Raw genomic sequence first — 24653 nt, forward strand, 5'->3', positions numbered from 1 at the left:
CTTGGTTTAAGTTGGCTTGTCATGTTGTTGAATAATCTTTGATAGTTTTTTGATGGCTTGTCTCATCAGTTCAGGTTCAAAATCGCCTAAGCCAACAATTAACCCCGGACGTTGTTGTTCTTTTGAAAATGTCGGTGAAATTGCTTTAATGGCAATGCCTGCATCGACTGCCGAGCTTGCAACGTCAATATCATTAATATGGTGAGCCAGCCATAACACCATATGCATGCCTTGATCGCCCGGCTGTAACCAAGCTAGTTCTTGAGATATGTATTTTTCAATCAAGCCAATAATGTATTCTCGAACTTCTGCATAGACATTTCGAGTACGTCGAATATGTCGTTCTAAATAACCCTCTTGAATAAAAGCAGCCAAAACGTGCTGGTCGGCAGCAGGTGGGTGTCGATCAATTAATACTCTTAACCCACAAAAAGGTGCCACCAATTCTTTAGGCAATACTGCATAGCCAAGTCTAAGGGACGGAAATAGTACTTTGCTGAAAGTACCCAGATAAATCACTTGGTCGGGTGCCATGCCTTGTAACGATGGGAAGGGCTGACCGTTATAACGGAGCTCACTGTCATAGTCATCTTCAATGATCCATGCATTTTGCTGTTTTGCCCAAGCCAATAAAGCCGTACGTCTTGCTAGACTCATCGGCATGCCAAGTGGATATTGGTGAGATGGTGTCACAAAAGCAGCGCGCGCATGTTTAGAAAGCTTAATTCCGGTTTCAACCTGAATTCCTTCTTCATCGACAGGAACACGCACCATCCGAATGTTTTGTACAGCATGTTCAAAAATGGCTGTTGTACCTCGATAAGCCGGATCCTCAATCCAAACTTCATTTTTTGCTTCAAATAAAATCTGACTGCAAATGTAAAGTGATTGCTGAATGCCGGGTGTAATCACGATTTGTTCAGGTTCGCAGTGGACAGAACGTGACCTTCGTACATAGTCTGCTATAGCAACTCTGAGTGATAGTACGCCTTGAGGCTCTCCATAACCCGAAGGAGCACCTGCACCTCGTGATCTAAATTTATTACCAAACTTACGCCAGATGTCGCTCGGTTGGGTGCGGGCAATGGGAACAGACACTGCAAAAGGGGCATGAGGAAGCGGTTTAAACTCTTTAAGCACTTGAGCATAGGAGAGTGCCGTCTTCGTCAAAGGGATTGAGTTAGGTGTGGTCTCTTTTTGAGAATGTTGCGGTGTAGTTTTTTTAGCTAAAGCATGAGACACATAGGTGCCCGTTCGTGCTTGAGAGTCAAACACACCTTCAGCTAAAAGCTGATCGTAAGCTTCGATAATCGTTCCGCGAGCGACTCCAAGTGTTTGAGCCAGTTCTCGTGAAGAAGGCAACGGATCGCCAGGCTGTAAATCACCACTTTGTACAGCTTCACGCAAAGCTTGGGTTAGTTGAGCACTTATCTTTCCTTGGCTTTTATCAATCTTTGCAATAGACGGAAGTTCAACAAATTTTGCCATTCTTGCCATAATTCTGGTCTACTTAAAAAAATACAAAGTGGTTCTTTTTAATAAACCACACAAACCAGAAAATTTACAACACAAAATATAAATAACCCTGATATTTACAGTGAGGTTTTAGCCATGTATATCCCTGATGATTTTGCAGAAAACCGTTTGGATGTATTGCATTCTCTTATTACCGAATATCCGTTTGGTGTGCTTTTTACGCATGGAAGTAATGGCTTAGATGCAAATCATCTGCCATTCGAATTACAGGCAAGCGAAGGGGAATTGGGTGTACTACGTGCGCATGTGTCTAGAGTTAATCCAGTCTGGCAAGACATTAAAAATGGAGATGAGGTGTTGGTCGTGTTTCAAGCGGGCGATGCTTATATTTCACCAAACTGGTACCCATCCAAACATGAACAGCACAGACAAGTACCGACATGGAACTATAGGGTTGTGCATGCTTATGGCAAAGTGACGATTCGAGATGATGAACGTTACGTCCGTGGTGTTGTGGCTCGTTTAACCCGTAATCATGAAGCATCTCAACCTGAACCATGGAAAATGTCCGATGCACCAAAGGATTACCTTGAACCGATGTTAAAAGCCATTGTAGGTATTGAGATTGAAATTACCAAGCTGCAAGGAAAATCAAAACTTGGGCAAAACAAAGAACGCCGAGACATTTTAGGCGCGGCAGATGGTCTATCAAAATCTGGTCATCAAACTATAGCGAATGCCATGTACAGTGTGACTGAGTTAAATAAATAATTTTGAAAATATAAAAGCTTAATATCAATTGAGGAGATAAAGATGTCTTTGACTATACCTGTTGAGTTATTGGGTGAACACGTTATTTTAAAGCCGCTAGATGTAACTCAAGCTGAAGCACTCAAAGAGGCCGTTTGCGATGGGGAACTTTATAATCTTTGGTATACCCGTGTGCCAAGACCTGAACAGATGACTGCGGAAATTGAAAGACGTCTCGGTTTGCAAAAATCTGGTTCTATGCTGCCATTTTATATTGAAGACCGAAAAACGGGGCGGGCGTTGGGCATGACAACCTTAATGCATATTGAAGAAGCCCATCGCCGTGTAGAAATTGGTTCGACGTGGTACCGCAAATCTGCACAGCGTACGCCTGTAAATACTGAATGTAAAAAGCTATTGTTGGCTCATGCATTTGAGACTTTAAATTGCATTGCAGTCGAGTTACGCACATCTTCTTTAAATGTTCAAAGTCAAGCCGCGATTGTACGCTTGGGTGCAAAGCTAGACGGTGTGCTAAGAAGCCATCAAATTGTGAAAGATGATATTTTGCGGGACACTCATGTTTACAGTATTTTAAAACATGAGTGGCCTGCGGTTCGCCAAAATCTGGAATGGATGTTGAATAAACCGCGCTAAAAAGAATTTTAAGCAAGCTGTTTTTCTCTTTTTTGGCTTAGCCAGAAGAGAGAAGCTGCGGCAATCACCAGCCATGGTATTAAAGCCATATTCATTGCTTTCCAGCCAAATAAATCCAGTAAAGCACCTGCGCTAAAAGAACAAATTAAGCCGACAACAAAAACCATCATATCGTTAATGGCTTGGGCTTTGGCTTTTTCAGCCACAGAATAAGTTCCTGTGAGTAAAGAAGTACTGCCAATAAATAAAAAGTTCCATCCCACACCCAATAAAATTAAAGAAATTGCAAAAGATGTGAACTGAATACCTGAGAGAGCAAATCCGATATAGCAGGCAAATAATAAAAGACCTGCAAACATGATTTTAAGCACACCAAAGCGAGTAATTAAATTTCCAGTAAAAAATGAGGGTAAAAACATACCCAGTACATGTAGTTGAATGACTGTCGTAATTGACCCAAGTTCATGGTGTGAATGTCGCATAGCAATTGGTGTGGCAGTCATACCTAAAATCATGATGCCGTAACCTGTTACTGCACCAAACAAAGCAACTAAATAGGTCGGTTGAAAGACAATTTGTTGCCATGGACGACCAGCAGTAAAGTCAGATTTTTGCTCAACTGTATTGGCAATATGTAGGCTAGATAAAATGCCCATTGCCACAAGTGAGATTATACTAATAATTAAAAATGAACCGATATATTCTAAATGCTGGAATAAGGGTCCACCAAAACGGGCTAAAGTCGGGCCAATCAGTGCTGCAACAATTCCACCTGCCATAACCCAAGAAATGGCACGTGAACGGAATGCATCATCTGCTACTTCACAGGCAGCAAAACGATAAAACTGGGCAAAGGATTGATATGCGCCAACACATAACGTGCCTAAGGCTAAAAGTATAAGTGAACTATAAAAGATACCAATTGCGGCAATAATGCCACCAAGTACACCTAAAAAAGCGCCGAATAGAAAACCGTTACGCCGTCCAATATGTGCCATTAATATTGAAGCAGGGAACATCATCAAGGCCGTACCTAAAAACATAGAGGCGATAGGCAGCGTTGCAAGTGTTGGGGTGTTTGCAATATTAGCGCCAGCCAAACCACCAATAGTCATGACCATGATCGATACGGTTTGGTAAAGTGACTGAGAACTCGCCAAAATAAGAACTTGGTGATGCATCGTATTTTGAAGCATGAGAGCCTTTAATTATATGTGTTAATTGATGAGTTTGGGTGCTGAGTTTTTATATAGGAAGAAAGTATCAACAGCTCAGCTGGAAAATGTTGAGATGTTCTTGGCGATAGATATAACAATATTTCTTTGGCATAAACTATTTCTTATCAAATATTTGTAGCTGAATGATCAGGCTTAATATTCTATCATCTGATAATTTGATACAAAACAGTTGCAGTACCAGTTTTCTAAATAAGTCTATTTATTTAAGACATTTAATGTGTCTATTCTCTCAAATTCTTTTTCATCCACCTTAAAATTAATCATTAACCTGAGGTTAATAACAGCTCATCTAGGTTGATTGATCGAAAGTCCATAAAGAGTTTTTATAGATTCAGAACAAAACTGCGATCTATAGGTAAACACATGGAAGGCTCAGTTCAGAATAAAGAACGATTATGGACAAAGCGGCGTCATGCCAAACAACTAAAACTAGAGATGGCAAACCAATATACCGATGGTGTGGTGATTCCAACTCAAGACATTATTAAAGTTTTAGAAACCTTAATTACACCGGGTGACAGAGTTGTACTCGAAGGGAATAACCAAAAGCAGGCAGATTTCCTTTCGCGTTCTTTAGCACAAACCAATCCAGATGTTTTGCATGATTTACATATGATTATGCCAAGCGTTGGGCGTTCAGAACATCTTGATCTGTTTGAAAAAGGCATTGCACGTAAACTCGATTTTTCTTTTGCTGGCCCACAAAGTTTACGTATTAGCCAGTTAATTGAAGATGGACTGCTAGAGATTGGTGCCATTCATACCTATATCGAACTATATTCACGTTTGGTGGTTGACCTCATTCCAAATGTGGTGCTCTCGGCGGGTTTTATGGCAGACCGCCAAGGCAATATCTATACAGGTCCAAGTACCGAAGATTCTCCAGCACTTATTGAACCTGCGGCTTTTAGTGACGGTATTGTGATTGTTCAGGTCAATGAATTGGTCGATGACGTCTCAGAGTTACCGCGTGTCGATATTCCTGCTTCTTGGGTTGATTATGTGGTGGTCGCAGATCAGCCATTTTATATCGAACCATTATTTACTCGAGACCCGAAACACATCAAACCTGTGCATGTACTCATGGCGATGATGGCAATTCGCGGAATTTATGAAAAGCATAATGTGCAATCGTTAAACCATGGTATTGGTTTTAACACTGCGGCAATTGAACTGATTTTACCGACCTATGGTGAATCCTTAGGTTTAAAAGGAAAAATTTGCCGAAATTGGACACTAAATCCGCATCCAACCTTAATTCCAGCGATTGAAACAGGTTGGGTTGAAAGCGTGCATTGCTTTGGTACCGAACTCGGTATGGAAAAATATGTTGCTGCTCGTCCCGACGTTTTCTTTACAGGTCGTGATGGCGCTTTACGTTCCAACCGCATGATGTGTCAGCTCGCAGGTCAGTACGCCGTTGACTTGTTTATTGGCGCAACTTTGCAAGTTGATGGCATGGGCCATTCTTCGACTGTTACTAAAGGTCGTTTAGCTGGTTTCGGTGGTGCACCAAACATGGGGCATGACCCGCGTGGCCGTCGTCATGATACGCCAGCATGGTTAGATATGCGTTTGCAGGGTGCCAGTGAAACCGAAACTTATTTGGCACGTGGTAAAAAGTTAGTTGTTCAAATGGTGGAAACCTTCCAAGAGGGTGGTAAGCCAACTTTTGTAGATCGCCTTGATGCGATTGATGTGGCTAAAACGGCTGGTTTGCCTTTAGCACCGATCATGATTTATGGCGATGATGTTACCCATTTACTCACCGAAGAAGGCATTGCTTATCTATATAAAGCAAGCAGTCAAGAAGAGCGTCAAGCCATGATTGCTGCGGTGGCAGGTGTGACTAGCATTGGTTTAAGCCAAGACCCGAAAACAACAGCACGTTTAAGACGTGAAGGTTTGGTGGTATTTCCTGAAGATCTAGGTATTCGCCGTACCGATGCCACACGTGAACTTTTAGCGGCTAAAAATATTGCCGACTTGGTGACATGGTCAGATGGCTTATATCAACCACCTGCGAAATTTAGGAGTTGGTAATGATGGCACAAATTAAATATCAAACGCTCAGCGATAGTCAGATTTTGGCAAGTTTAGCGGTCGAGGCTTTGATTGATGAGGTTAATCTGACACCTAAACCAGCCTTGGTTGATCGCCGTGGCAGTGGTGCACATGATGACCTGACTTTGGAGTTAATGGAGCGCTCTGCGAAAAGTTTAAGACCCATGTTTGAAGCGATGGCGCAAGCTGCAAAGCATCACGGAAAAGTCTGTTTAGCCTTGCGTGAAGACATTGGCGAAATTGGTCGCCAAGGTGAAAAGACCATGATGTTGGCGACAAATGGTGTCAACACACACCGCGGCGCAATTTGGGCCTTGGGTTTAATGGTTACGGCAGCAGCATTGGCGCGCAGTAATCAGCAATATTTATCGGCTGTTGAGCTATGCCAGTTAGCAGGCCAGATTGCTCAGCTTGAAGATCGTTTTATTCCAGAGCAGGCCTTGAGTCATGGTCAGCAAGTTCAAAAGAAATTAGGCATCTTAGGTGCCAAAGAACAGGCTCAACAAGGTTTTCCAACCATCGTAAATTTTGGGTTAAAGCAACTTTATCAAAGTCGTAGGAAACCTATGAAAGAAGAGTTCGCACGCTTAGATGCCTTACTTGCCATGATGACCGATCTGAACGATACATGTGTGCTTTATCGCTCGGGAACATCGGGTTTAAAGCGTATGCAACAAGGTGCTCAGCAAGTACTTGATTTGGGCGGCAGCTCAAGCTTAGAAGGTCGCCGAGCTTTGCATCTTTTAGAGATTGATCTACTTCGGATGAAAGCTTCTGCAGGTGGTGCTGCAGACTTATTAGCAGCAACACTATTTATAGATCGTGCTCAGCAGTCATCTTTAAAAATAAAGAGGGATTTTGATTATGGAAACACTTCATTTTGAATTTGTGGCGACAAAGCCACCTGTAAAAAAAGCATTAGTAGGATGCGTTGGCTCGGGCGATTTAGAAATTTTGATGGAACCTGGTGAAACAGGCAAAGCTTCTATTCAAGTGGTGACTTCGGTAGACGGCAGTGCGGCGCGTTGGCACAATCTTTTTGAACGGATTTTTACTGCGCAAATACCGCCAGCGGTCAATATTGATATTCATGATTTTGGTGCAACTCCCGGTGTCGTTCGCTTACGTCTGGAACAAGCATTGGAGGAGATTGCTCATGACTGATATCGAGAGCTTGTTAAATAAACAAGATTTTATTGAGCTGAGTGCGAGAGAGCGTGCTAAAGCATTATTAGATGAAGGGACTTTTCGAGAGTTATTGGACCCATTTGCCCGTGTTATGTCACCTTGGTTGGTTCAGCAAAATATTGTGCCGCAAGCCGATGATGGTGTAGTGATTGCAAAGGGAACTATTCAAGAACAGCCAGTAGTTTTAATTTCTATTGAAGGCTTATTTCAAGGTGGAAGTTTAGGTGAGGTAGGTGGTGCCAAAATTGCAGGAGCCTTAGAACTTGCGGTTGAAGACAATCTGAAAGGCATTCCAACAGCGGCAATTTTACTATTAGAGACGGGAGGCGTTCGCTTACAAGAAGCAAATCTGGGTTTGGCTGCAATCGCTGAAATTCAGGCTGCAATTGTGAACTTACGTCAGTATCAACCCGTGATCGCAGTAGTCGCAGGCAGTGTAGGGTGCTTCGGCGGTATGTCAATTGCGGCTGGCCTATGTAGCTATATTGTAATGACACAAGAAGGACGTTTAGGCTTAAATGGCCCGCAAGTGATTGAACAAGAAGCTGGTGTACAAGAATATAACGCCAAAGATCGTCCATTTATATGGAGTATTACTGGTGGTAATCAGCGCTTCGCTAGTGGTTTGGTAGATGCTTATGTAGACGATGATCGCCAGAAAATTCGTCAGCAAGTCATCGATTATTTAACTCAAGGCGTGCCTCAGCAGCATCGTAGTTCAAATTACTCATTCTATTTAGCGAAGCTACAACAAGTCGATACTGCTGAGCAGATTACCCCAGCACAGGTTCAAGCTTTGTATCAAGGAGAGCAAGCATGAATATCGCCGTTGATACATTAAAAACATCTACACGTGGTGCACATTGGTTTAAAGCACTGACACAAGGCTTTAAGACAGTTGAAGGTTTTCCAGCTTCGGTTTGGGTGGCTGATGGTCAGATTGATCAACAAGCGGTACGTGTGATTGCAGTTGTCCAAGACAGCAATAATCTGTTCCCACGCGCGAGACAAGGTGAGGTTGGGCTACTGGAAGGCTGGAGTTTGGCAAAAGCAGTTGATGACGTGATTCAAGATGATATTCATTCGGAAACTAAACGCGCTATTTTATGTTTGGTTGATGTTCCAAGTCAGGCCTATGGGCGCCGCGAAGAATTATTAGGTATTCATCAAGCTTTAGCGGGTGCAGTAGATAGCTATGCTAGAGCCAGATTGGCAGGTCATCCTATTGTGAGTTTATTGGTTGGTAAGTCGATGTCTGGTGCTTTCTTGGCGCATGGATACCAAGCCAATCGTATTATTGCCTTAAAAGATTCAGGTGTTATGGTGCATGCGATGGGTAAGGAATCTGCTGCACGCGTTACCTTGCGATCGGTTGATGAGTTAGAGCAATTGGCCTCAAGCATTCCGCCAATGGCTTATGACATTGAAAGTTATGCAACGCTTGGTTTGTTATCTGAACTGTTATTTGTTGAAAACCCTGAACAACCAACAACCGATGATCTTTTGTTAGCGAAACAGGCAATTGCTCAAGCGTTTAAAGAAATTAATGCTGATCAATCGAGAGGACTTGAACAAAGACTTCATGGCCAAAACCGTCAAATGTCTAAAAAAGTCCGTGAATTATTGCGTGAGCAATGGTCATGAAACTTAAGCTTGAAGCCCATGATTTGTTGTGGGGCATGACGGTCGATTGCATAGCCGATGATGCTCCGCATTGGGTGAGAGAGGTATTGCAACGAGGTGATCCTGTTGTGGTTCGACGGGCAATTACTCCTGTAGATCAGGTAGCTGTGGGTGTAAGAGGGCAATTTCGTCATCAACGTTATGCAGCTCAAATGCCACGATCTGCAATTAGCAGACAGCTTAAGCCAGAAGCGCTGACTCGCATAGATACGCAACAGTTTGAGCACTTGGCAGAACGTTTACAAAGCATTTCCAGCATTATGAAAAACTTTTCAGGATGTTGGGGATATACAGGAAGTTTCGGGTTTGAGCTGGCAACGAGCATTAAAACAGTAACTCAGCAAAGTGATATAGATTTGTTGATTCGAGCTGAACAGCCTTTTGCCAAAAAACAGGCAGTTGAGCTACTCGAAAATTTTCAGCAAGCAGGGCTCAATGTGGATATACAGCTACAACTTCCACAAGGTGGTTTGGCTTTAAAAGAATGGGCCAGGAATAGCGGAAAAGTTCTATTAAAACGTCCTGATGGCGCTGTTTTAGTAGAAAACCCATGGAATTAGGGAATAGATATCATGGCTTCAATTTGGGTATATCCGGGTCAAGGTGTGCAACGAAGCAATATGTTGCATGACCTACCACAAACCGCTCTGGTCAAAGAATACCTTGAGCGTGCATCGGATGCACTCAAAGAAGATGTCTTGATGCTAGATAGCCCGGCTGCATTGCAGTCGACACGTGCAGTACAGCTTTGTTTACTGATTTCAGGTGTGGTGAGTTCAGCTTTATTAACAGCGGAAAACTTAACACCTGATTATGTAGCGGGTCTATCAATTGGCGCATGGTCGGCTGCGGTTGTAGCAGGAGTTTTAGCCTTTGAGGATGCCGTTCGTTTGGTTGCCTATCGAGGTGAACTCATGCAAAACGCCTATCCAACAGGCTATGGCATGACGGCCCTAATTGGTACAGACCGTGCAGCTGTTGAAACATGGGTCAAACAAATTTATGAAATAACGCCAGAGGTTTTTGTCGCAAATATTAATGCACATAACCAGATCGTTATTTCAGGAGGCTTTGAAGCCATGAACCAAGTTGCTGTTTTGGCAAAGCAACAAGGCGTGGTGGCAAAAAAATTAGATGTATCGGTGCCATCGCACTGTGAATTATTAAGTCAGCAAGCAAAGCAACTTGCAGCGTCTATGGAGGGAGTGACTTTAAAGCAGCCTAAAATACGATATTTAAGTGGTACAACGGCTCGTACGCTTAGCAGGCCAGAACAGATTGGTGATGACTTGGCTTTTAATATGAGTCGAACTGTAGATTGGGAAAGTACCATCCAAGCTGCATGGGAGCGAGGTGTGAGGTTACAGATCGAAGCTTTGCCGGGAACGGTACTTACTACACTTGCACGTCGAACGTTTAAAGAAGGAACTGTATTGTCATTTCAGGGAACACGTTTAGACAGCATTCAATTGGCAATGCAAAACGAAAATAATGCTTCTCTGTAATTACAATACAAATTAAAAATTGAGTAATAACCCAAGGATATGAGGGATTTACAATGATTATTTATGGAACAGCAATATTAGCGATCTGCCATTTATTAGGTGACTATCTTGGCAACACCTTAGGCATGGTATTAGGCGTTAAAGCCAATGTCGGTGGAGTGGCTATTTCGATGATTCTGTTAATCTTATCTAAAGAGTTATTGGCAAAAAAAGGTTACTTACCTCAAGTCACACAATTTGGCGTCTTGTATTGGTCAGGTATGTATATTCCGATCGTAGTTGCGATGTCAGCAGGTCAAAATGTGGTTGCCGCTTTATCAGGGGGCATGTTAGGACTGATTGTCTCTATTGCATCGTTAATCGGCACGGTTTTAGTCATCCGTTATTTAAATAGAATTAGTGGCGACTATGAAACCTATGAATGGACGATAGAATCCAAGGAAAAAATAGCCTAAGCAAACATAAACTACAAAAAGTTCAATCAAAAAGGATTTAAATGATGGACGCTATAATTGCTGTGTTATCAAAAAATGCATTAGTTACTGCTCTTGCCGTAACGGGTTTAATGATGTTCGTTTCCCATCTACTCTCAAAATATTTGACGAAGGGAAAATTACAAAGCTCTGCAATCGCGATTACTTTAGGTTTGGTTGTTGCTTACTTCGCAGGGGTTTATACGCAAGGAAGCAAAGGCGTTTCTGACATCGCTATTTTTTCTGGTTTTGCGCTGTTGGGCGGAGCCATGATTCGTGATTTAGCTATTGCTTCAACTGCATTTGAAGTTGATGTGAAAGAAGTGAAGAAAGCAGGCAAAATTGGTCTAATTGCATTAATGCTTGGTTGTGTTGTGCCTTTTGCAATTGGGGTTATGGTTGCATGGGTCATGGGGTATCGAGATCCAATTTCGATGACAACGATCGGTGCAGGCGCAATGACTTATATTGTAGGTCCAATTACTGGCACTGCAATTGGCGCGAGTTCTGATGTCATCGCACTTTCTATTGCAATTGGTTTAATCAAGTCAGTTTTCTTTATGGTCGGTACGCCACTTCTTGCGAAATTTATGTATCTAAAAAGTCCACGCTCAGCCATGGTATTTGGCGGTTTGGCAGGAACAACCAGTGGTACAGCTGCGGGATTGGCAGGCACAGATGTACGACTTGTCCCTTATGGCGCTTTAGTTGCGACCTTCTATACAGGACTAGGGTGCTTACTTGGACCTTCTGTCTTTTTCTTAACGGTTAATGCGATTTTTGGATAAATTTTTGAAAATCCTATAACGGCAACTCATTATTCTTTAATAAGTTGCCGATATTTATCTTTTAAAATTAGTGGCGAACATTCGACATTCAGCAATCAGAGCAAGTAAGTTAGGGTCTCTTTCCTTACTTTTTAAAAAGACCAGTCCAATTTCTTGTTGCATATGATATTGCTGTTTTAGTGGAATAAGTTTTACCGAACTTTCATAAACTGCAGAAATACGGCCGGGTAGTAGAGCAAAACCGACACCTGAGCTGACCATACTAATTAAGGTAAAAATATCATTGACCTGTAAAGCAACTTTTGGTGAAAAACCAGCTCTTTTAAATATGATGTCGCTGTCGTTATGAGTGGCAAAACCTTTAGTTAAAGTTAAAAAAGTTTCTTCTTTTAAAAGGCTTAAATCAATGTCTTTAAAATCTGCATATTTTGAATCTTTATTGACGGCCAAAAAAATGTCATCTGAAAACATCGGCAAAATTTCAAAGTCATCATCTTGAGTGGTTTCATTTAAAGCCACGATAATCGCATCAAGCTCTGTCGCTTTAAGCTTTTTGACCAAATCCTGATTTGAACTGAGTAATAGTTGAATATCAAGCTCACTACGTCTGAGCTTAAGACCGCTAATCACATTTGGAATCGTATTTACCGTCAAAGAATAAAGAGAACCTAAATGTAAAACCTTAGCTGCAAAACCCGCAGCCTCTCTGGTTTTATTTACGGTAATAAAAATGTCTTGTACGATTTTTTGTGCCCGTTCTTCAAATACATAAGCACTTTTTAAAGGAATTAGGTTACGGCCTTCATTTTTAAAAAGAGGACAACGTAAAGCGCTTTCTAAAGAGTGTAAGGCTTTATGAACACTGACATTACTCAGCTGCATTTCTGTGGCTGTTTTAGACAAATTTCCACAGCGCATAAAAGCCAAAAAAATCTGTATTTTTTTAAGGGTGAGTTCTTCATCAATTTCCATATTAAGCCTTTGAACCTGTTTCCCTTAAAACTGTAGATTTGAGCTATAAAGTTACCACAAAATAAAGTCTATAAAATTGTGCTTAGGTCGAAGCATTTCTTTAGATACTTGCTTCAACTCTTTGTTGAATGGTTTTGATAACCTGATCTAATGCACTTTGAATTTTAGTGTTCCATTCAAAAGAACAGTTAATTCTCAAATAATGCTGCTGTGCGGGTAAAACACTAAACAAAGGGCTTGGCGCAACGCCAATGTCTTGCTGAATCAACTCTTCATAAACTTGCATACTGTCTAGCGTACTAGGAAGTTTGACCCATAGAAAATAGCCACTTGGGTAGTAATACACTTCGCAAGAGCTTGGTAAATGCTGCTTTAAATAGTGATAAAACTGCTTTTTATAACGTTCAAGTGAAAGTCTAAGTGTACGCAAGTGTTTTTCATAATGATGATGAGATAAAAACTCAACCAATGCATTTTGAATGAGTGCATTGACTGAAATGGTACTCATGAGCTGCAAGTGTTGAATATGGTCTGAAAATTTACCCGCATAGACCCAACCAACCCGAAAACCTGCACCTAATGTTTTAGAAAAAGAAGAGCAGTGAAGCACCAGATTTTGTTGATCAAAATACTTCATTGAAAGTGGTTTTTGGCCGCCATAAAAAAGCTCTTCATAGACATCATCTTCAATCAAATAAATTTGATGCTCATGAAGCAACTTGGCAATTTTATATTTAATGTCATCACTGACGGTAAAACCAATCGGGTTATGGGCATTCAGCATGAGCCAACAGACCTTGATAGGATAGGTTTGAATGACTTGTTCAAAAGCCTCTAGGTCAAAACCATGTTGCGGATGCTCAGGAATGGTAATCACTTTAAGTCCTAAACGCTCAGCGGCTTGCCAAGCCCCATAAAATACAGTTTGCTGTAATAAAATATAATCGCCAGGTTGAGCAACGGCTTGTAGAGAAAGGTTAAGCGCGTCCAAACCTCCTGATGTAATGACAATGTCATCTGGGTCAGTCTGTATGCCTTGCATACAGTAGCGCTGAGCAATCAGTTTTCTTAGGGCTAAATTACCTGGAGGTAGGCTTGTGGTCTGGTCATAACTTTGTCTTTGGCGTGCAAGCTGTCCCATAATTTGAATGAGTTTGGGTGCTGTTAAAAGCTGACTGTCCGGAAAAGCTGAACCAAAAGGTACGACAGACTCATATTGAATTGACTTAAGATATTTAAAAACTAAGGAATTAATTTCAATTTTAGAATTGAGCGAAACAACTGAATATTGCTCGAGTGGCTTTAGTGCAATTTGCTCTGCAACGAAGTAGCCAGATTTTTCTTTTGAATAGATCAGACCTTGTGATTCAAGCTCCTGATAAGCATTCATGACGGTCATTAAACTAAAACCAGAACGTTGTACCTGATCTCTCAATGACGGTAATTTTTCATGTGCATTTAAACTGCCGCTCTCAATGAGTTGGCGAATGCTATGAGCGAGTTGTTCTGATTTATACATGTATGAGCTGCACGAAATAACAAAATGAAAGAAGCACTTAATCAATAATAAATGCCGTTTGCAGAATCTACAAACGGCATTTGTTTAGAAAGTTGGAATTACTTTAAGTAAGGGGCTGCATAAATCAAGATAACTTTAAACAATCCCGCAATCACAGCTAAGGCTAAAAAACCACCGATCCATAGCAGAATAAACCATTGGGTTTGATTGAGTTTAACGGATGACTTTTTCATAAAACCCTCCATACTTAATGATAGCCTTCGTCACCTACACTAACTTTGTCTCTAAATACCCAATAAGACACAATGGTGTAAGCAATAATGATCGGGATTAAAATAAGTGCGCCGACCAAAGCAAACATCTGGCTTGAATGCGGTGCTGCGGCTTGCCAGATTGTGACTGATGGCGGAATAATATATGGCCATAAACTAATCACAAAACCAGTAAATGCAAGGAAAACAAGAGCCAATGTATATGCAAATGGTTTAAGGTCATGATCCTGCTTTTTACATGCCGATAAAATCAGGCCAACAAATAACAAGACCAAAATTGGTACAGGACTAAAATAGAACAGGTTTGGTAACGAGAACCAGCGATCTGCAATTTCAGGATGCGTCAACGGCGTATATAAACTCACCCCACCAAAAATAATGAGCAGTGCAATAATCAGCTTTGGCATAAGCTCATACATACGTTGCTGTAAGTCTTTTTCAGTTTTTAAAATCAGCCATCCACAGCCTAAAGTGGCATACATGGCAACTACGCCAATACCTGTGAAGATGGTAAACGGGGAAAGCCAATCAAAAGACCCACCAGCAAAAATACCATTTTCGGTTTTAATCCCTTGGATATAGGCACCCAAAATAATCCCTTGAAGGAAGCTCGTTAAAACTGAACCCCAAATGAAAGCCAAGTCCCAAAGGTGTTTGGTTCGATGAGCTTTAAAACGGAATTCAAAAGCAACTCCACGGAAAATCAGGGCAATGACCATGAAAATGATCGGTAAATATAGTGCTGATAAAACTGTTGAATAGACCAGTGGGAATGCTGCGTATAGACCAGCACCACCGAGAACCATCCACGTTTCGTTACCATCCCAGACAGGAGCCACAGTATTCATCATGACGTCACGTTCTTGGCTGTTCTTAATGAAAGGGAACATAATTCCGATTCCTAAGTCAAAACCATCCATGACCACATAAATTAAAACACCTAAACCAATAATACCGACCCATATTAAAGAAAGATCAATCATGATGTTTCTCCCCAGATTTTTGATTATCGTCAATGTTTTCATCGACAGCACTGAGTGGACGCATTGGTGTTTTAAAGTGTCCAACACCACCAGATTCAATAGTTGGAGTATCGATAAATACAGGGCCTTTATTAATGAGTTTTAAGGTGTAGTAAATACCGCTACCAAAAACGATGGTATAGACCACCACAAAAATAAAGAGACTCAAGCCCACCTGATCTGCGGAAACGGTATGTGAAAGCCCGTCTTTAGTGCGCATAATCCCGTATACAACCCACGGTTGACGGCCTACTTCGGTAGTAATCCAGCCAGCCAGCATTGCCACATAACCCGCAGGCCCCATCACTACAGCAAATTTATGGAACCAAGACGTTTCATAGAGTTTTCCACGCTTACGTAACCAAAGTGCAATGAGTGACAAAGTGACCATGAGCACACCAAGACCCACCATCACACGGAAGCTCCAGAAAACGATGGTTGAATTTGGACGGTCTTCAGGTGCGAAATCTTTTAAACCTGTCACTTGGCCATCTAAGCTATGCGTTAAAATTAAGCTACCCAAATAAGGAACACCCACTTCGAAGTGGTTACGTTCTTCTTTCATATCGGGAATTGCAAATAGCAATAATGGCATCGGCTCATTGTGATTGGTTTCCCAGTGTCCTTCCATTGCTGCAAGTTTGGCAGGTTGATGTTCACGGGTGTTTAAACCGTGGTTATCGCCAATTACCACTTGTAAAAATGAAGTCACAAGCACCATCCAGAGACCCATCGAGAACGATTTTTTCACCAATTCATCACGACGGCCTTTTACTAAATGCCATGCAGATGTTCCAACCACCAATAATGATGAAACTAAGAAGGCGGCAGCACCCATGTGGGCAAAGCGGTAAGGGAAGGATGGATTAAAGACAATTGCAAACCAGTCTTTTGGCACAATAATGCCATTTTCGATGGCAAAGCCTTGAGGTGTCTGCATCCAGCTATTAGAAGATAGAATCCAGAACATGGAAATACATGTTCCGATGGCAACCATAAGTGTTGCAAAGAAATGGGCTCGAGGACCAACGCGTCCCCAACCAAATAACATAATGCCTAAGAAACCTGCTTCTAAGAAGAAGGCACTCAAGACTTCATAGGTAAGTAAGGGACCAGTAATACTTCCGGCGACACGTGAAAATTCACTCCAGTTAGTACCGAACTGGTAACTCATGACCACGCCCGAGACCACACCCATACCAAAGGCAACGGCAAAGATCTTAATCCAATACTTAAATAGATCTTTATAAATCGGGTTTTGGGTTCTTAACCATTTCCACTCTAACACTGCTAAAAAGCAGGCAAGACCGATGGAAGTGGCCGGAAAAATAATATGGAAGGATACTGTAAAAGCAAATTGTATTCGCGCTAATTCTAGAGCGGTTAGACCGAGGCTCATAAACTTTCCCCCTGTGAACTAGCTGATGATGGTTAAATGAGTTAAATACTTATTTTCAGGCAACAAAGTATTCTGACGATTAAACTTGCTTCTGTGATAAATGTTCTTAGCAAGTAAAATGCCAACAGGGTTAAGCAATATAATTGCTTGATATTTCAAGAGAATAGACTGATTGATTGTTCTCAGTCTGTTAACAAAGTTTATGCTTGATGTTGCATTTGTAAAAATGCATGTTGCATTGAAACATTGATGAAATATCTGGCGATATGCAATAGATCGTCTCATGAAAACTACCTACCTTAAGAAGTTTCCTTAATCATGCATTTACTATTTTTGTATATGTAGATACAGAAATTTTTTATAAAACTATAACAGTCTGAAGCACTCATGAGGTGTGCTATAGTTTTTTTTCAAATATCTGTAGCTATGTATCCATTCTTCAAAAGTCCAAAATAAATGAACAAGATTTACGAATGGCCAAAATCACTTTCCAAAACAAAGTGAATGCGACTTTGGGTAATAAGTGCAGAATAGTTTCTTCTCTTTTATTCCTTTGTTGTTTTGCGTGAGGTCTGGTTGTTACGTAGGTTATTAAAGACCTGATTTAAGTGTAGCTCTTCTAAAATAGCTTGGATGTTAAAAAATGTTTATTACTTCTCAACTCAATGTCCTGCATAAAATTATTAAAAATCAGCCTATTCCTGTATCTATATTGGCTCAGTTAGAGCAAACCTACGTTAATTTTGAAGCTACTTTATTAAGAGCGAAAGTACTCAGAGACTTTTCTAAATCTGAAACTGTATATTTAATCCAATCTCATATTGAGGCACAGCAAAGTAGTGTGGCCTATCTATTTTCACCATTTATTTTTGCTAACTTAAACAAGGCCGCTATTTATACAACGCCTGCAACTGCGCCTGTGCTTTCTATTCTTAATAAATATTACCAAGCTGAAAAGAAAGTACTCTTTAAAGTAGATGACGTTTTAGAAAGTCTAAAAATTTATATAGATTTGGAACTTGCAGAGCTTAATGAAGTTGAGTTTATTTATTTAAGCTTAATCAAGGCACTGTGTCGAAGTGATCTCTCAACAGTTTTTTTAATTACGAGTTTAGACGTAGATGTCGAGCATTTAAAAACACTAGAGCAATTTTTAAAGATCAAAATTTATTGGATTAAAACCACAAAAGATGATGACTTAAAAAACCTCAATGGCTTAGAAATGCGGAAATTATTATTCAAAAATAAAGATGAAACTTATGTCAAATTATGCGCGAAATTCGCTCAAATGAACGCAGCGTTGGTGGGTTTATGCGATACCTTTACTGCTGGTCAAATGACACATTTAATTGATGATATGTTCTATTCAGAGCATATTTTCGAAAAATTATCTGTCTATTCAGAATATATACAAACACTTCTGCAAAGCCAGCAGAGCATTAGACAAAAAGAACTATCTTAGGGCTTGGGAGATGAGCTTTTTATGTTTGTGTTTGGGTTCTTATATAAAGAATGAATACAGTTATAAAAAAATAATCGTTTTCATCTGAAATAAATATTTTATGGTAAAAGCAAAGCAATATTGGTTTTACTTACATGACAAATTTAAATTTTGAGCATCATCTCGGTTCACTAACGCATGCAGCACTTAGTCAGGCTTCAATCATTTCTCGGGTGTGGGGTGAAGGGCCTTCAGAACGTTATGATGAGTTGGCAAAAAACTTTAGACCGACTTTTGCCCGTATTAAAGAAGGGGCTTTAATCCGTGAGCAACAGCATATTTTGCCCTATGAACAACTTCAGTGGCTCAAAGATGTTGGTTTTACACGGCTAAGACTTCCCAAAGCTCATGGTGGCTTTGATGCAACCATTCCTGAATTATTTGCATTGCTCATTGAACTTGCAGAAGCCGATTCAAACTTACCGCAAGCTTTGCGTGTGCATTTTGGTTTCACTGAAGATGTTTTGGTAAGTAAAGACAAAGCTTTTCAACAGCGTTGGCTTAGCCGAATTGCAAATGGGGAAACAGTCGGTAGTGCATGGTCTGAAGGCGGGAAAGAGTCAATTGAACAGTTCGAAACACATTTATATCGAGACAGTGAAGGAAAAATTCGCGTTAAGGGTAAAAAATATTACACCACAGGCAGTCTATATGCAGACTGGGTTGACGTAGGTGTAACAGATTTAAAGGGTGAATCTGGTTCTGTCGTTGTCCGCCGTGAAGATAAAGGGGTGGAAATTATTGATGACTGGAATGGCTTTGGTCAGCAACTCACCGCAAGCGGTACAGCATATTTCCATGACGTATTGGTCGATGAAACTGAAATTTTACCTGACGATGACCGTTTTAAATATTCAGCGGCTTATTATCAACTGGTCCAACTGGCAATTATTACAGGTCTAGGGCGTGCTGCAACCTATGATGTTTCTCAAGCTGTTGCTAAACGTACCCGAAACTACACGCATGCAAATGCTCAATTTGTAAAGCAAGATCCGCAAATTTTACAAGTCGTAGGCCAAATCCGTGGTGCGGCTTACAGTGCAGGAGCGATTGTTGAAAAAGTTGCACAAAGCTTACAACGTGCTTACTTGGCTGCATTTCAAAATAATGAGCAGCTTGAAGAAGAGCAAAATGCGCTTGCCGAGCTTGAAAGTGCACAGTCTCAAACGGTCATTACCGACTTAATTTTAAATGCTTCTACAATTTTATTTGACGCTTTAGGTGCTTCTGCAACAGACAAAGATTTAGGCCTAGATCGATACTGGCGTAATGTACGGACTTTATCTTCACACAACCCGAGAGTATTTAAAAATCGAATTATCGGTGATTTTAGTGTAAACGGCACATTACCACCGTATCAATGGCGAATAGGGAATGTTGCTAAATAATAAATTATAGTTTTAGATATTAAGCTGCTATTTTTAGTGGCTTAATATTATTTATGTTTTTTATAAATAATTTATAAAAATCTATTAGAATAAAATCATATTTTGTTTGGGGTTTATATTATAAAGAAAACATAAAAATTGCTTTAGTATAAAAATAAATAAAATGCTGGCGAATATTTTATGACTAAGAAAATTAGTTTTAATGCTTTTGAAATGAATTGTATTGCCCACCAATCTCCTGGATTATGGCGACATCCTCAAGACCGATCTATTGAATATAAAGATTTAGAATATTGGACAGATTTAGCACAAATTCTTGAGCGTGGTTTTTTTGACGGTATTTTTATTGCGGATGTGCTTGGTATTTATGACGTTTATCATCAAAGTGCTGAACATGCCTTAACAGGTGCAGTACAAGTTCCAGTCAATGATCCGCTACAGATTGTGCCAGCGATGGCAGCAGTCACAAAGCACTTGGGTTTTGGTGTCACGACTTCGATTTCTTTTGAACATCCTTATCCTTTTGCTAGACGTATTAGCACGCTAGACCATTTAACCAAAGGGCGAGTTGGATGGAATATCGTGACGTCTTATTTGGAAAGTGGTTCGAAAAACTTGGGCCTAAAAACTCAGGTTAATCATGACAATCGTTATGATATTGCTGATGAATATTTAGAAGTCCTTTACAAACTTTGGGAAGGGTCTTGGGAAGAAGGTTCGGTACTTCGTGATCGTGAAAGCGGTATCTTTGCTGACCATAAAAAAGTGCATCCAATTCAGCACGAAGGCAAATACTTTACTGTACCGGGCATCCATATTTGTGAGCCATCACCGCAGCGAACACCAGTACTCTACCAAGCAGGTGCATCATCACGCGGCCAGAAGTTTGCGAGTCAAAATGCCGAGTGCGTATTCATAGCAGCGCCGTCTAAAATTGCCACTAAAAAAGTGGTACAGGGCATTCGTCAAAAATTGGCTCAAGAAGGCCGCGACCCGTACTCAGTTAAAATTTATGTGCTTTTGTCGATTGTCACTGATGAAACCGATGCAAAAGCACAGGCTAAGTTTAGAGAATATCAAAGCTATGGAAGCTACGATGGGGCATTAACATTGCTGTCTGGCTGGTCTGGTGTCGATTTTTCACAATATCAACCGACCGACAAAGTTGAATATATTCAAACCAACGCGATTCAATCTTTATTAGATTCTTATGTAAATGCAGATCCAGAGCGTGTTTGGACCATTGAAGAAATTGCAAACTGGAACAGCTTAGGCGGTAATGGACCTGTGTTAGTGGGTTCGGCAGAAACAGTTTCAGATACTCTACAGCAATGGGTTGAAGATACAGATGTCGATGGCTTTAACCTTGCCTATATTTTGGCGCATCAAACCTTTGCTGATGTAGTTGAGTTTATTGTGCCAGAGTTACAAAAACGAGGGGTATATCAAACCTCATATGCACAAGGAACATTAAGAGAAAAATTATTTGGTGCTGGGCCATATTTGCCTGAAAATCACCGCGGTGCAAAATATCGTAATCTAAAAGAATTAAAACTTGCTGAGGCGAGTTAATATTTTAGGAAGCCTTTAAATAAATAGCTGGTTAAATACCAGCTTTTATTTTGTCTTTTTATATCGATTTTACTGCTGAGTTAATAATGAAAAGATAATTCTATAATTGAGATTAAAACATCAGATTAATTTGTTTTTGTATTATGTGAATAATCATTATTTTGTTCCTGTTATTAAAGTTCAGGAATTATTAAGTGAGCACACAAGAACTCGATCATAACCATCGTTATGAAATTAAATCTCCCGATGATGTTTCACAATTAATTTCAAAATTTGCAGGGAAGGGTAAATCGAATAAAGTTATTTGGTTGGCACTGATTGGGGTATTTATTGATGCCTATGATTTAACAACGCTGTCCTTTGGTATTGAGCAAGTTATCTCAGAGTTTTCTTTAAGTCCTGTGATGACTGGTGTGGTGGCTTCAGCAATTGTCTGCGGAACCATTGTTGGTAACCTGATTGGTGGTTGGCTGACAGATAAAATCGGCCGTTATCGGGTCTTTATGGCGGACATGGTGCTCTTTGTCATTGCTGCAATTGTTGCTGGTTTTGCACCGAATGTCTGGGTTTTGATTTTAGCCAGATTTATTATGGGAATTAGTGTTGGTATTGATTTGCCGGTGGCAATGTCATACTTATCTGAGTTTTCCAAATTTAACGGGAGTAGCAACAAGGCAGCGCGTTTAGCTGCATGGTGCCCAATGTGGTATGCCGCTTCTTCGGTCTGTTTTGGTCTAGTTCTGGCGCTTTATTTTCTTTTACCCCCTGAGCATAGCGACTGGCTATGGCGAGCATCTTTAATTTTTGGAGCAGTGCCAGCGTTACTCATTATTTTTATTCGTGGTAAATATTTAACTGAATCACCCATTTGGCTTGCAAATCAAGGCGATTTAAAAGGTGCAGCTAAAGTTCTACAAGATTCCTATGCAATTAATGCAGTCGCTACAGTTGAAAAAGTAGAAAGAACTGCTGAAAAGAAAAAGCGTGAGGGTTTTGCAGTTTTATTTAATAAAACCTATTTGCCAAGAACTATTGTGGCAATTGTGATTCACATTTCGGTGGCATTTCAGTACACGACCATTGCTTTCTTTTTACCTTCTATTTTAACGCGTTTCTTTCATACCGATGTCTTGACGACCATTACCACCACACTTGGACTTAATTTATTATTTGCATTTACGGGCGGCCTGTTAGGCGTATTTGTTGCCAGCAGATTTAAATCTCGTCATGTGTTGCTTACCGGTTTTTTACTTCAGTTTATTGCCCTGATTGCTTTGGCATTAATTGGTGAGCCCGGTAATAGCTTTTTACTCTACACCGCAATTGGCATGCTAGGTTTGTGGCTTTTTGCCGAAGGCTTTGGGCCTGGGGCACAAATGATGGTGTATCCAACTATGGCTTATCCTGCTTCGATTCGTGGTGTTGGGGTTGGCTTTAACCGTGCGGTAACAGGTGTTGCTCAAGCGATAGCTTTGTTTGTTTTACCGATCTGGATGGCGGGATATAAAACTGATGTTTACCTGATTATTTCTATCTTTGCATTTATTCCTTTAATTGTGATTGGACTACTGATTAAGTTTGAGCCTACCGCCCAAGATGTTGATGTTATCGATGAAGATAAAACAGAACTTCCTCTCAATAATTCACCAGTAATCGACTAGAGTAAAAATAGATATCTAAATGAAAATAAAGGCCAACAATTGTTGGCCTTTGTTTTTGGAGTTAGAAGTAATAAGCAAAAATTACAAACGCTTTTTTGTTCCATTTATCGTTGGTTCCACCAGCCGCTAGACCTTCGCTATCTCCTAGATATGGATCGTGTTTACCCATCAGCAACTCGGCTTGTACTGTCAATTTTTGATAGTTAAAGGCAATGCCGGGAATAAAACGGGTAGAGTCTTTAAACCCATCTTGTTCTTTTCGATAAGAACTATAGTTTAAATACGGGCGAACAGAGGTAATGGGGCCAAATTGCTGAGGAAATAAATAGCTGAGTTCGGCTGAATAAATCTGACCTTTGGTTGCCGAATTAAATGAATAATCGAAACCGCCCAAAGTCAGATGATCTTTATATTGGGTGTCGGCATTATCAATGTCTTGATAACCAGCCAAAAGCTGTAAATTCCATTGGTTGTAATTGGTATTGCTAAAAACCGAATAAACTTGGCGATCGCCATCTTCGCCTGAGCGTTTATTTTCAATGGTGGAGTACCATGCAGAGGCGCCCAATTGCGTAGAGAAATTTTCTTGGCCTAAGACATTTTTAAAGGTATGAGCACCGCGAACAACAATTGAGTTCTTTTCTTGGGTATTGGTGCCTTGTGGTACTGAGTCATCCGCATTGACAGGGTTGATACTAAATCGACTCGAGTCTTTGCTTTTACCTCTATAGGTGCCACCATCGGTAGGATAAAAGGCGAGTTGTGCTTCATTGATTCCATCATTGAAATCATATTTCACCCCAAGGTTGTGTACATCTTCCCAACCGGCACTATTGGCAATGCCTAAATAATAAGTATTTCCCCAAAAGCGACCCAAGCCAAAAGGAACGGGGTTTAAGCCAGCAATAATTTTACTGTTGTCATTAATTTTATAACCCATCCATGCATCGGTGAGCCAATTGGCATCGCCTAAATGCCCGTAATATTCATAAACCCGATAATCTAAGCGGCCAATCCATTTCGGGGAGTTGTAATCTAGCCATAATACGGCGTCATTAAAAGAAAATTTACTGGTAGAGGGTTCAGAGTCAAAATCATAAACATATTTAGCCCGAACAGTACCACTTACTTTAAGCTGACCTTCTTCAGCATTGCCAAAGGTAAGCGCTGCATGACTTGAGAGGCTGAATGTAATTAAAGACGTTGTAATTAATGTTTTTTTCAAAATTTGAGAATGTTTAAACAAAAGAATTTTTCTCCTCTTAAAAATAAAAATTAAATTCGCGTCATGTATAAACCAGAAAAAGATTTGCCCAAATCTCAATATTTGCAGAAGATTTAAGATAAAAAGATAATAAAATCTGAACTTTATATAAAAGAATGAAAATTAATTAGATGCAAAACTCTGGATGCAATATGCAAAAATAAAAATGATCAAATATGAGAGGATAAAATACTTAGAGGGCATCTGTCAGGTTTTCCTAATCATATGATTTGTAAATATCGTTTTTAGTTATTGATATAT

At 40.3% G+C, this 24653-nt stretch carries 23 protein-coding genes; 15 read left to right on the forward strand and 8 right to left on the reverse strand.

The window, feature by feature from the left end:
* Positions 1-6: 6 nt before the first annotated feature.
* Positions 7-1497, reverse strand: coding sequence for a MocR-like pyridoxine biosynthesis transcription factor PdxR (gene pdxR / locus MKL33_RS12795; RefSeq protein WP_270907085.1), 1491 nt, complete (start codon positions 1495-1497; stop codon positions 7-9).
* A 114-nt stretch (positions 1498-1611) separates the two neighbouring features.
* On the opposite strand from pdxR, the gene MKL33_RS12800 reads away from it, so the two are divergent.
* Both MKL33_RS12800 and MKL33_RS12805 read left to right on the forward strand, forming a co-directional pair.
* A complete protein-coding gene (locus MKL33_RS12800; protein ID WP_262447620.1) occupies positions 1612-2247 on the forward strand; it encodes an FMN-binding negative transcriptional regulator in 636 nt (211 codons plus the stop codon).
* Positions 2248-2289: 42 nt separating this feature from the next.
* Positions 2290-2883, forward strand: coding sequence for a GNAT family N-acetyltransferase (locus MKL33_RS12805; RefSeq protein ID WP_270907086.1), 594 nt, complete (start codon positions 2290-2292; stop codon positions 2881-2883).
* Between the two features lie 8 nt (positions 2884-2891).
* Here the strand turns inward: MKL33_RS12805 and MKL33_RS12810 are convergent, their stop codons facing one another.
* The gene (locus MKL33_RS12810) at positions 2892-4079 is read right to left on the reverse strand and encodes an MFS transporter (RefSeq protein WP_270907087.1); all 1188 of its coding nucleotides are present in this window, start codon (positions 4077-4079) and stop codon (positions 2892-2894) included.
* Between the two features lie 405 nt (positions 4080-4484).
* Between MKL33_RS12810 and mdcA the strand changes: the two genes are divergently transcribed.
* Genes mdcA through madM form a run of 9 tightly spaced genes read left to right on the forward strand, consistent with a single transcriptional unit; the run spans position 4485 to position 11822 of the window.
* Positions 4485-6164 carry a malonate decarboxylase subunit alpha gene (mdcA, locus tag MKL33_RS12815; protein ID WP_270907088.1) on the forward strand — a complete coding sequence of 560 codons (1680 nt, stop codon included), beginning with the start codon at positions 4485-4487 and terminating at the stop codon, positions 6162-6164.
* A complete protein-coding gene (locus MKL33_RS12820; protein WP_270907089.1) occupies positions 6164-7069 on the forward strand; it encodes a triphosphoribosyl-dephospho-CoA synthase in 906 nt (301 codons plus the stop codon). Before mdcA ends, MKL33_RS12820 begins: the two co-directional genes overlap by 1 nt.
* Entirely contained in the window at positions 7050-7349 is a 300-nt protein-coding gene (locus MKL33_RS12825) for a malonate decarboxylase subunit delta (RefSeq protein ID WP_032011867.1), read from the forward strand. The genes MKL33_RS12820 and MKL33_RS12825 overlap by 20 nt, the downstream gene beginning before the upstream one ends.
* The gene (locus MKL33_RS12830) at positions 7342-8193 is read left to right on the forward strand and encodes a biotin-independent malonate decarboxylase subunit beta (protein ID WP_262447615.1); all 852 of its coding nucleotides are present in this window, start codon (positions 7342-7344) and stop codon (positions 8191-8193) included. The genes MKL33_RS12825 and MKL33_RS12830 overlap by 8 nt, the downstream gene beginning before the upstream one ends.
* Positions 8190-9017: a biotin-independent malonate decarboxylase subunit gamma gene (gene mdcE, locus MKL33_RS12835; protein WP_270907090.1), complete on the forward strand. Its 828-nt coding sequence runs from the start codon at positions 8190-8192 to the stop codon at positions 9015-9017. The genes MKL33_RS12830 and mdcE overlap by 4 nt, the downstream gene beginning before the upstream one ends.
* The gene (locus MKL33_RS12840; RefSeq protein WP_270907091.1) at positions 9008-9616 is read left to right on the forward strand and encodes a malonate decarboxylase holo-ACP synthase; all 609 of its coding nucleotides are present in this window, start codon (positions 9008-9010) and stop codon (positions 9614-9616) included. Before mdcE ends, MKL33_RS12840 begins: the two co-directional genes overlap by 10 nt.
* A 12-nt stretch (positions 9617-9628) precedes the next feature.
* A complete protein-coding gene (gene mdcH, locus MKL33_RS12845; RefSeq protein WP_270907092.1) occupies positions 9629-10561 on the forward strand; it encodes a malonate decarboxylase subunit epsilon in 933 nt (310 codons plus the stop codon).
* A 53-nt stretch (positions 10562-10614) separates the two neighbouring features.
* On the forward strand, positions 10615-11016 hold the full coding sequence (gene madL / locus MKL33_RS12850) for a malonate transporter subunit MadL (RefSeq protein WP_002114391.1): 402 nt from the start codon (positions 10615-10617) through the stop codon (positions 11014-11016).
* Positions 11017-11060: 44 nt separating this feature from the next.
* Positions 11061-11822 (forward strand): malonate transporter subunit MadM, encoded by a 762-nt coding sequence (gene madM, locus MKL33_RS12855; protein WP_270907093.1) that lies wholly within the window; start codon positions 11061-11063, stop codon positions 11820-11822.
* 54 nt (positions 11823-11876) lie between these two features.
* Here the strand turns inward: madM and MKL33_RS12860 are convergent, their stop codons facing one another.
* The 5 genes from MKL33_RS12860 to MKL33_RS12880 all read right to left on the reverse strand — a co-directional run bounded on the left by MKL33_RS12860 (position 11877) and on the right by MKL33_RS12880 (position 17006).
* Complete coding sequence (locus tag MKL33_RS12860) at positions 11877-12794, reverse strand: LysR family transcriptional regulator (protein WP_270907094.1); 918 nt, start codon at positions 12792-12794, stop codon at positions 11877-11879.
* Positions 12795-12894: 100 nt separating this feature from the next.
* Positions 12895-14313, reverse strand: coding sequence for an aminotransferase-like domain-containing protein (locus tag MKL33_RS12865; protein WP_270907095.1), 1419 nt, complete (start codon positions 14311-14313; stop codon positions 12895-12897).
* Between the two features lie 98 nt (positions 14314-14411).
* Positions 14412-14546: a hypothetical protein gene (locus MKL33_RS12870; RefSeq protein ID WP_005076466.1), complete on the reverse strand. Its 135-nt coding sequence runs from the start codon at positions 14544-14546 to the stop codon at positions 14412-14414.
* Between the two features lie 14 nt (positions 14547-14560).
* Positions 14561-15568: a cytochrome d ubiquinol oxidase subunit II gene (cydB, locus tag MKL33_RS12875; protein WP_270907096.1), complete on the reverse strand. Its 1008-nt coding sequence runs from the start codon at positions 15566-15568 to the stop codon at positions 14561-14563.
* Positions 15561-17006 (reverse strand): cytochrome ubiquinol oxidase subunit I, encoded by a 1446-nt coding sequence (locus MKL33_RS12880; protein WP_270907097.1) that lies wholly within the window; start codon positions 17004-17006, stop codon positions 15561-15563. Before MKL33_RS12880 ends, cydB begins: the two co-directional genes overlap by 8 nt.
* 643 nt (positions 17007-17649) lie before the next feature.
* Between MKL33_RS12880 and MKL33_RS12885 the strand changes: the two genes are divergently transcribed.
* The 4 genes from MKL33_RS12885 to MKL33_RS12900 all read left to right on the forward strand — a co-directional run bounded on the left by MKL33_RS12885 (position 17650) and on the right by MKL33_RS12900 (position 23128).
* Positions 17650-18468, forward strand: coding sequence for a hypothetical protein (locus MKL33_RS12885; RefSeq protein WP_270907098.1), 819 nt, complete (start codon positions 17650-17652; stop codon positions 18466-18468).
* 134 nt (positions 18469-18602) lie between these two features.
* On the forward strand, positions 18603-19895 hold the full coding sequence (locus MKL33_RS12890) for an acyl-CoA dehydrogenase family protein (protein ID WP_270907099.1): 1293 nt from the start codon (positions 18603-18605) through the stop codon (positions 19893-19895).
* A 180-nt stretch (positions 19896-20075) separates the two neighbouring features.
* The gene (locus tag MKL33_RS12895; protein ID WP_270907100.1) at positions 20076-21467 is read left to right on the forward strand and encodes an LLM class flavin-dependent oxidoreductase; all 1392 of its coding nucleotides are present in this window, start codon (positions 20076-20078) and stop codon (positions 21465-21467) included.
* A 194-nt stretch (positions 21468-21661) separates the two neighbouring features.
* Entirely contained in the window at positions 21662-23128 is a 1467-nt protein-coding gene (locus MKL33_RS12900; protein ID WP_270907101.1) for an MFS transporter, read from the forward strand.
* 61 nt (positions 23129-23189) lie between these two features.
* On the opposite strand, the gene MKL33_RS12905 is transcribed toward MKL33_RS12900, so the two are convergent.
* Positions 23190-24374, reverse strand: a complete 1185-nt coding sequence (locus MKL33_RS12905; protein WP_270907102.1) for a hypothetical protein — start codon at positions 24372-24374, stop codon at positions 23190-23192.
* Positions 24375-24653 lie beyond the last annotated feature (279 nt).

The organism is Acinetobacter sp. AOR43_HL (genome assembly GCF_027854635.1).
Classification (GTDB): Bacteria; Pseudomonadota; Gammaproteobacteria; order Pseudomonadales; family Moraxellaceae; genus Acinetobacter; species Acinetobacter pittii.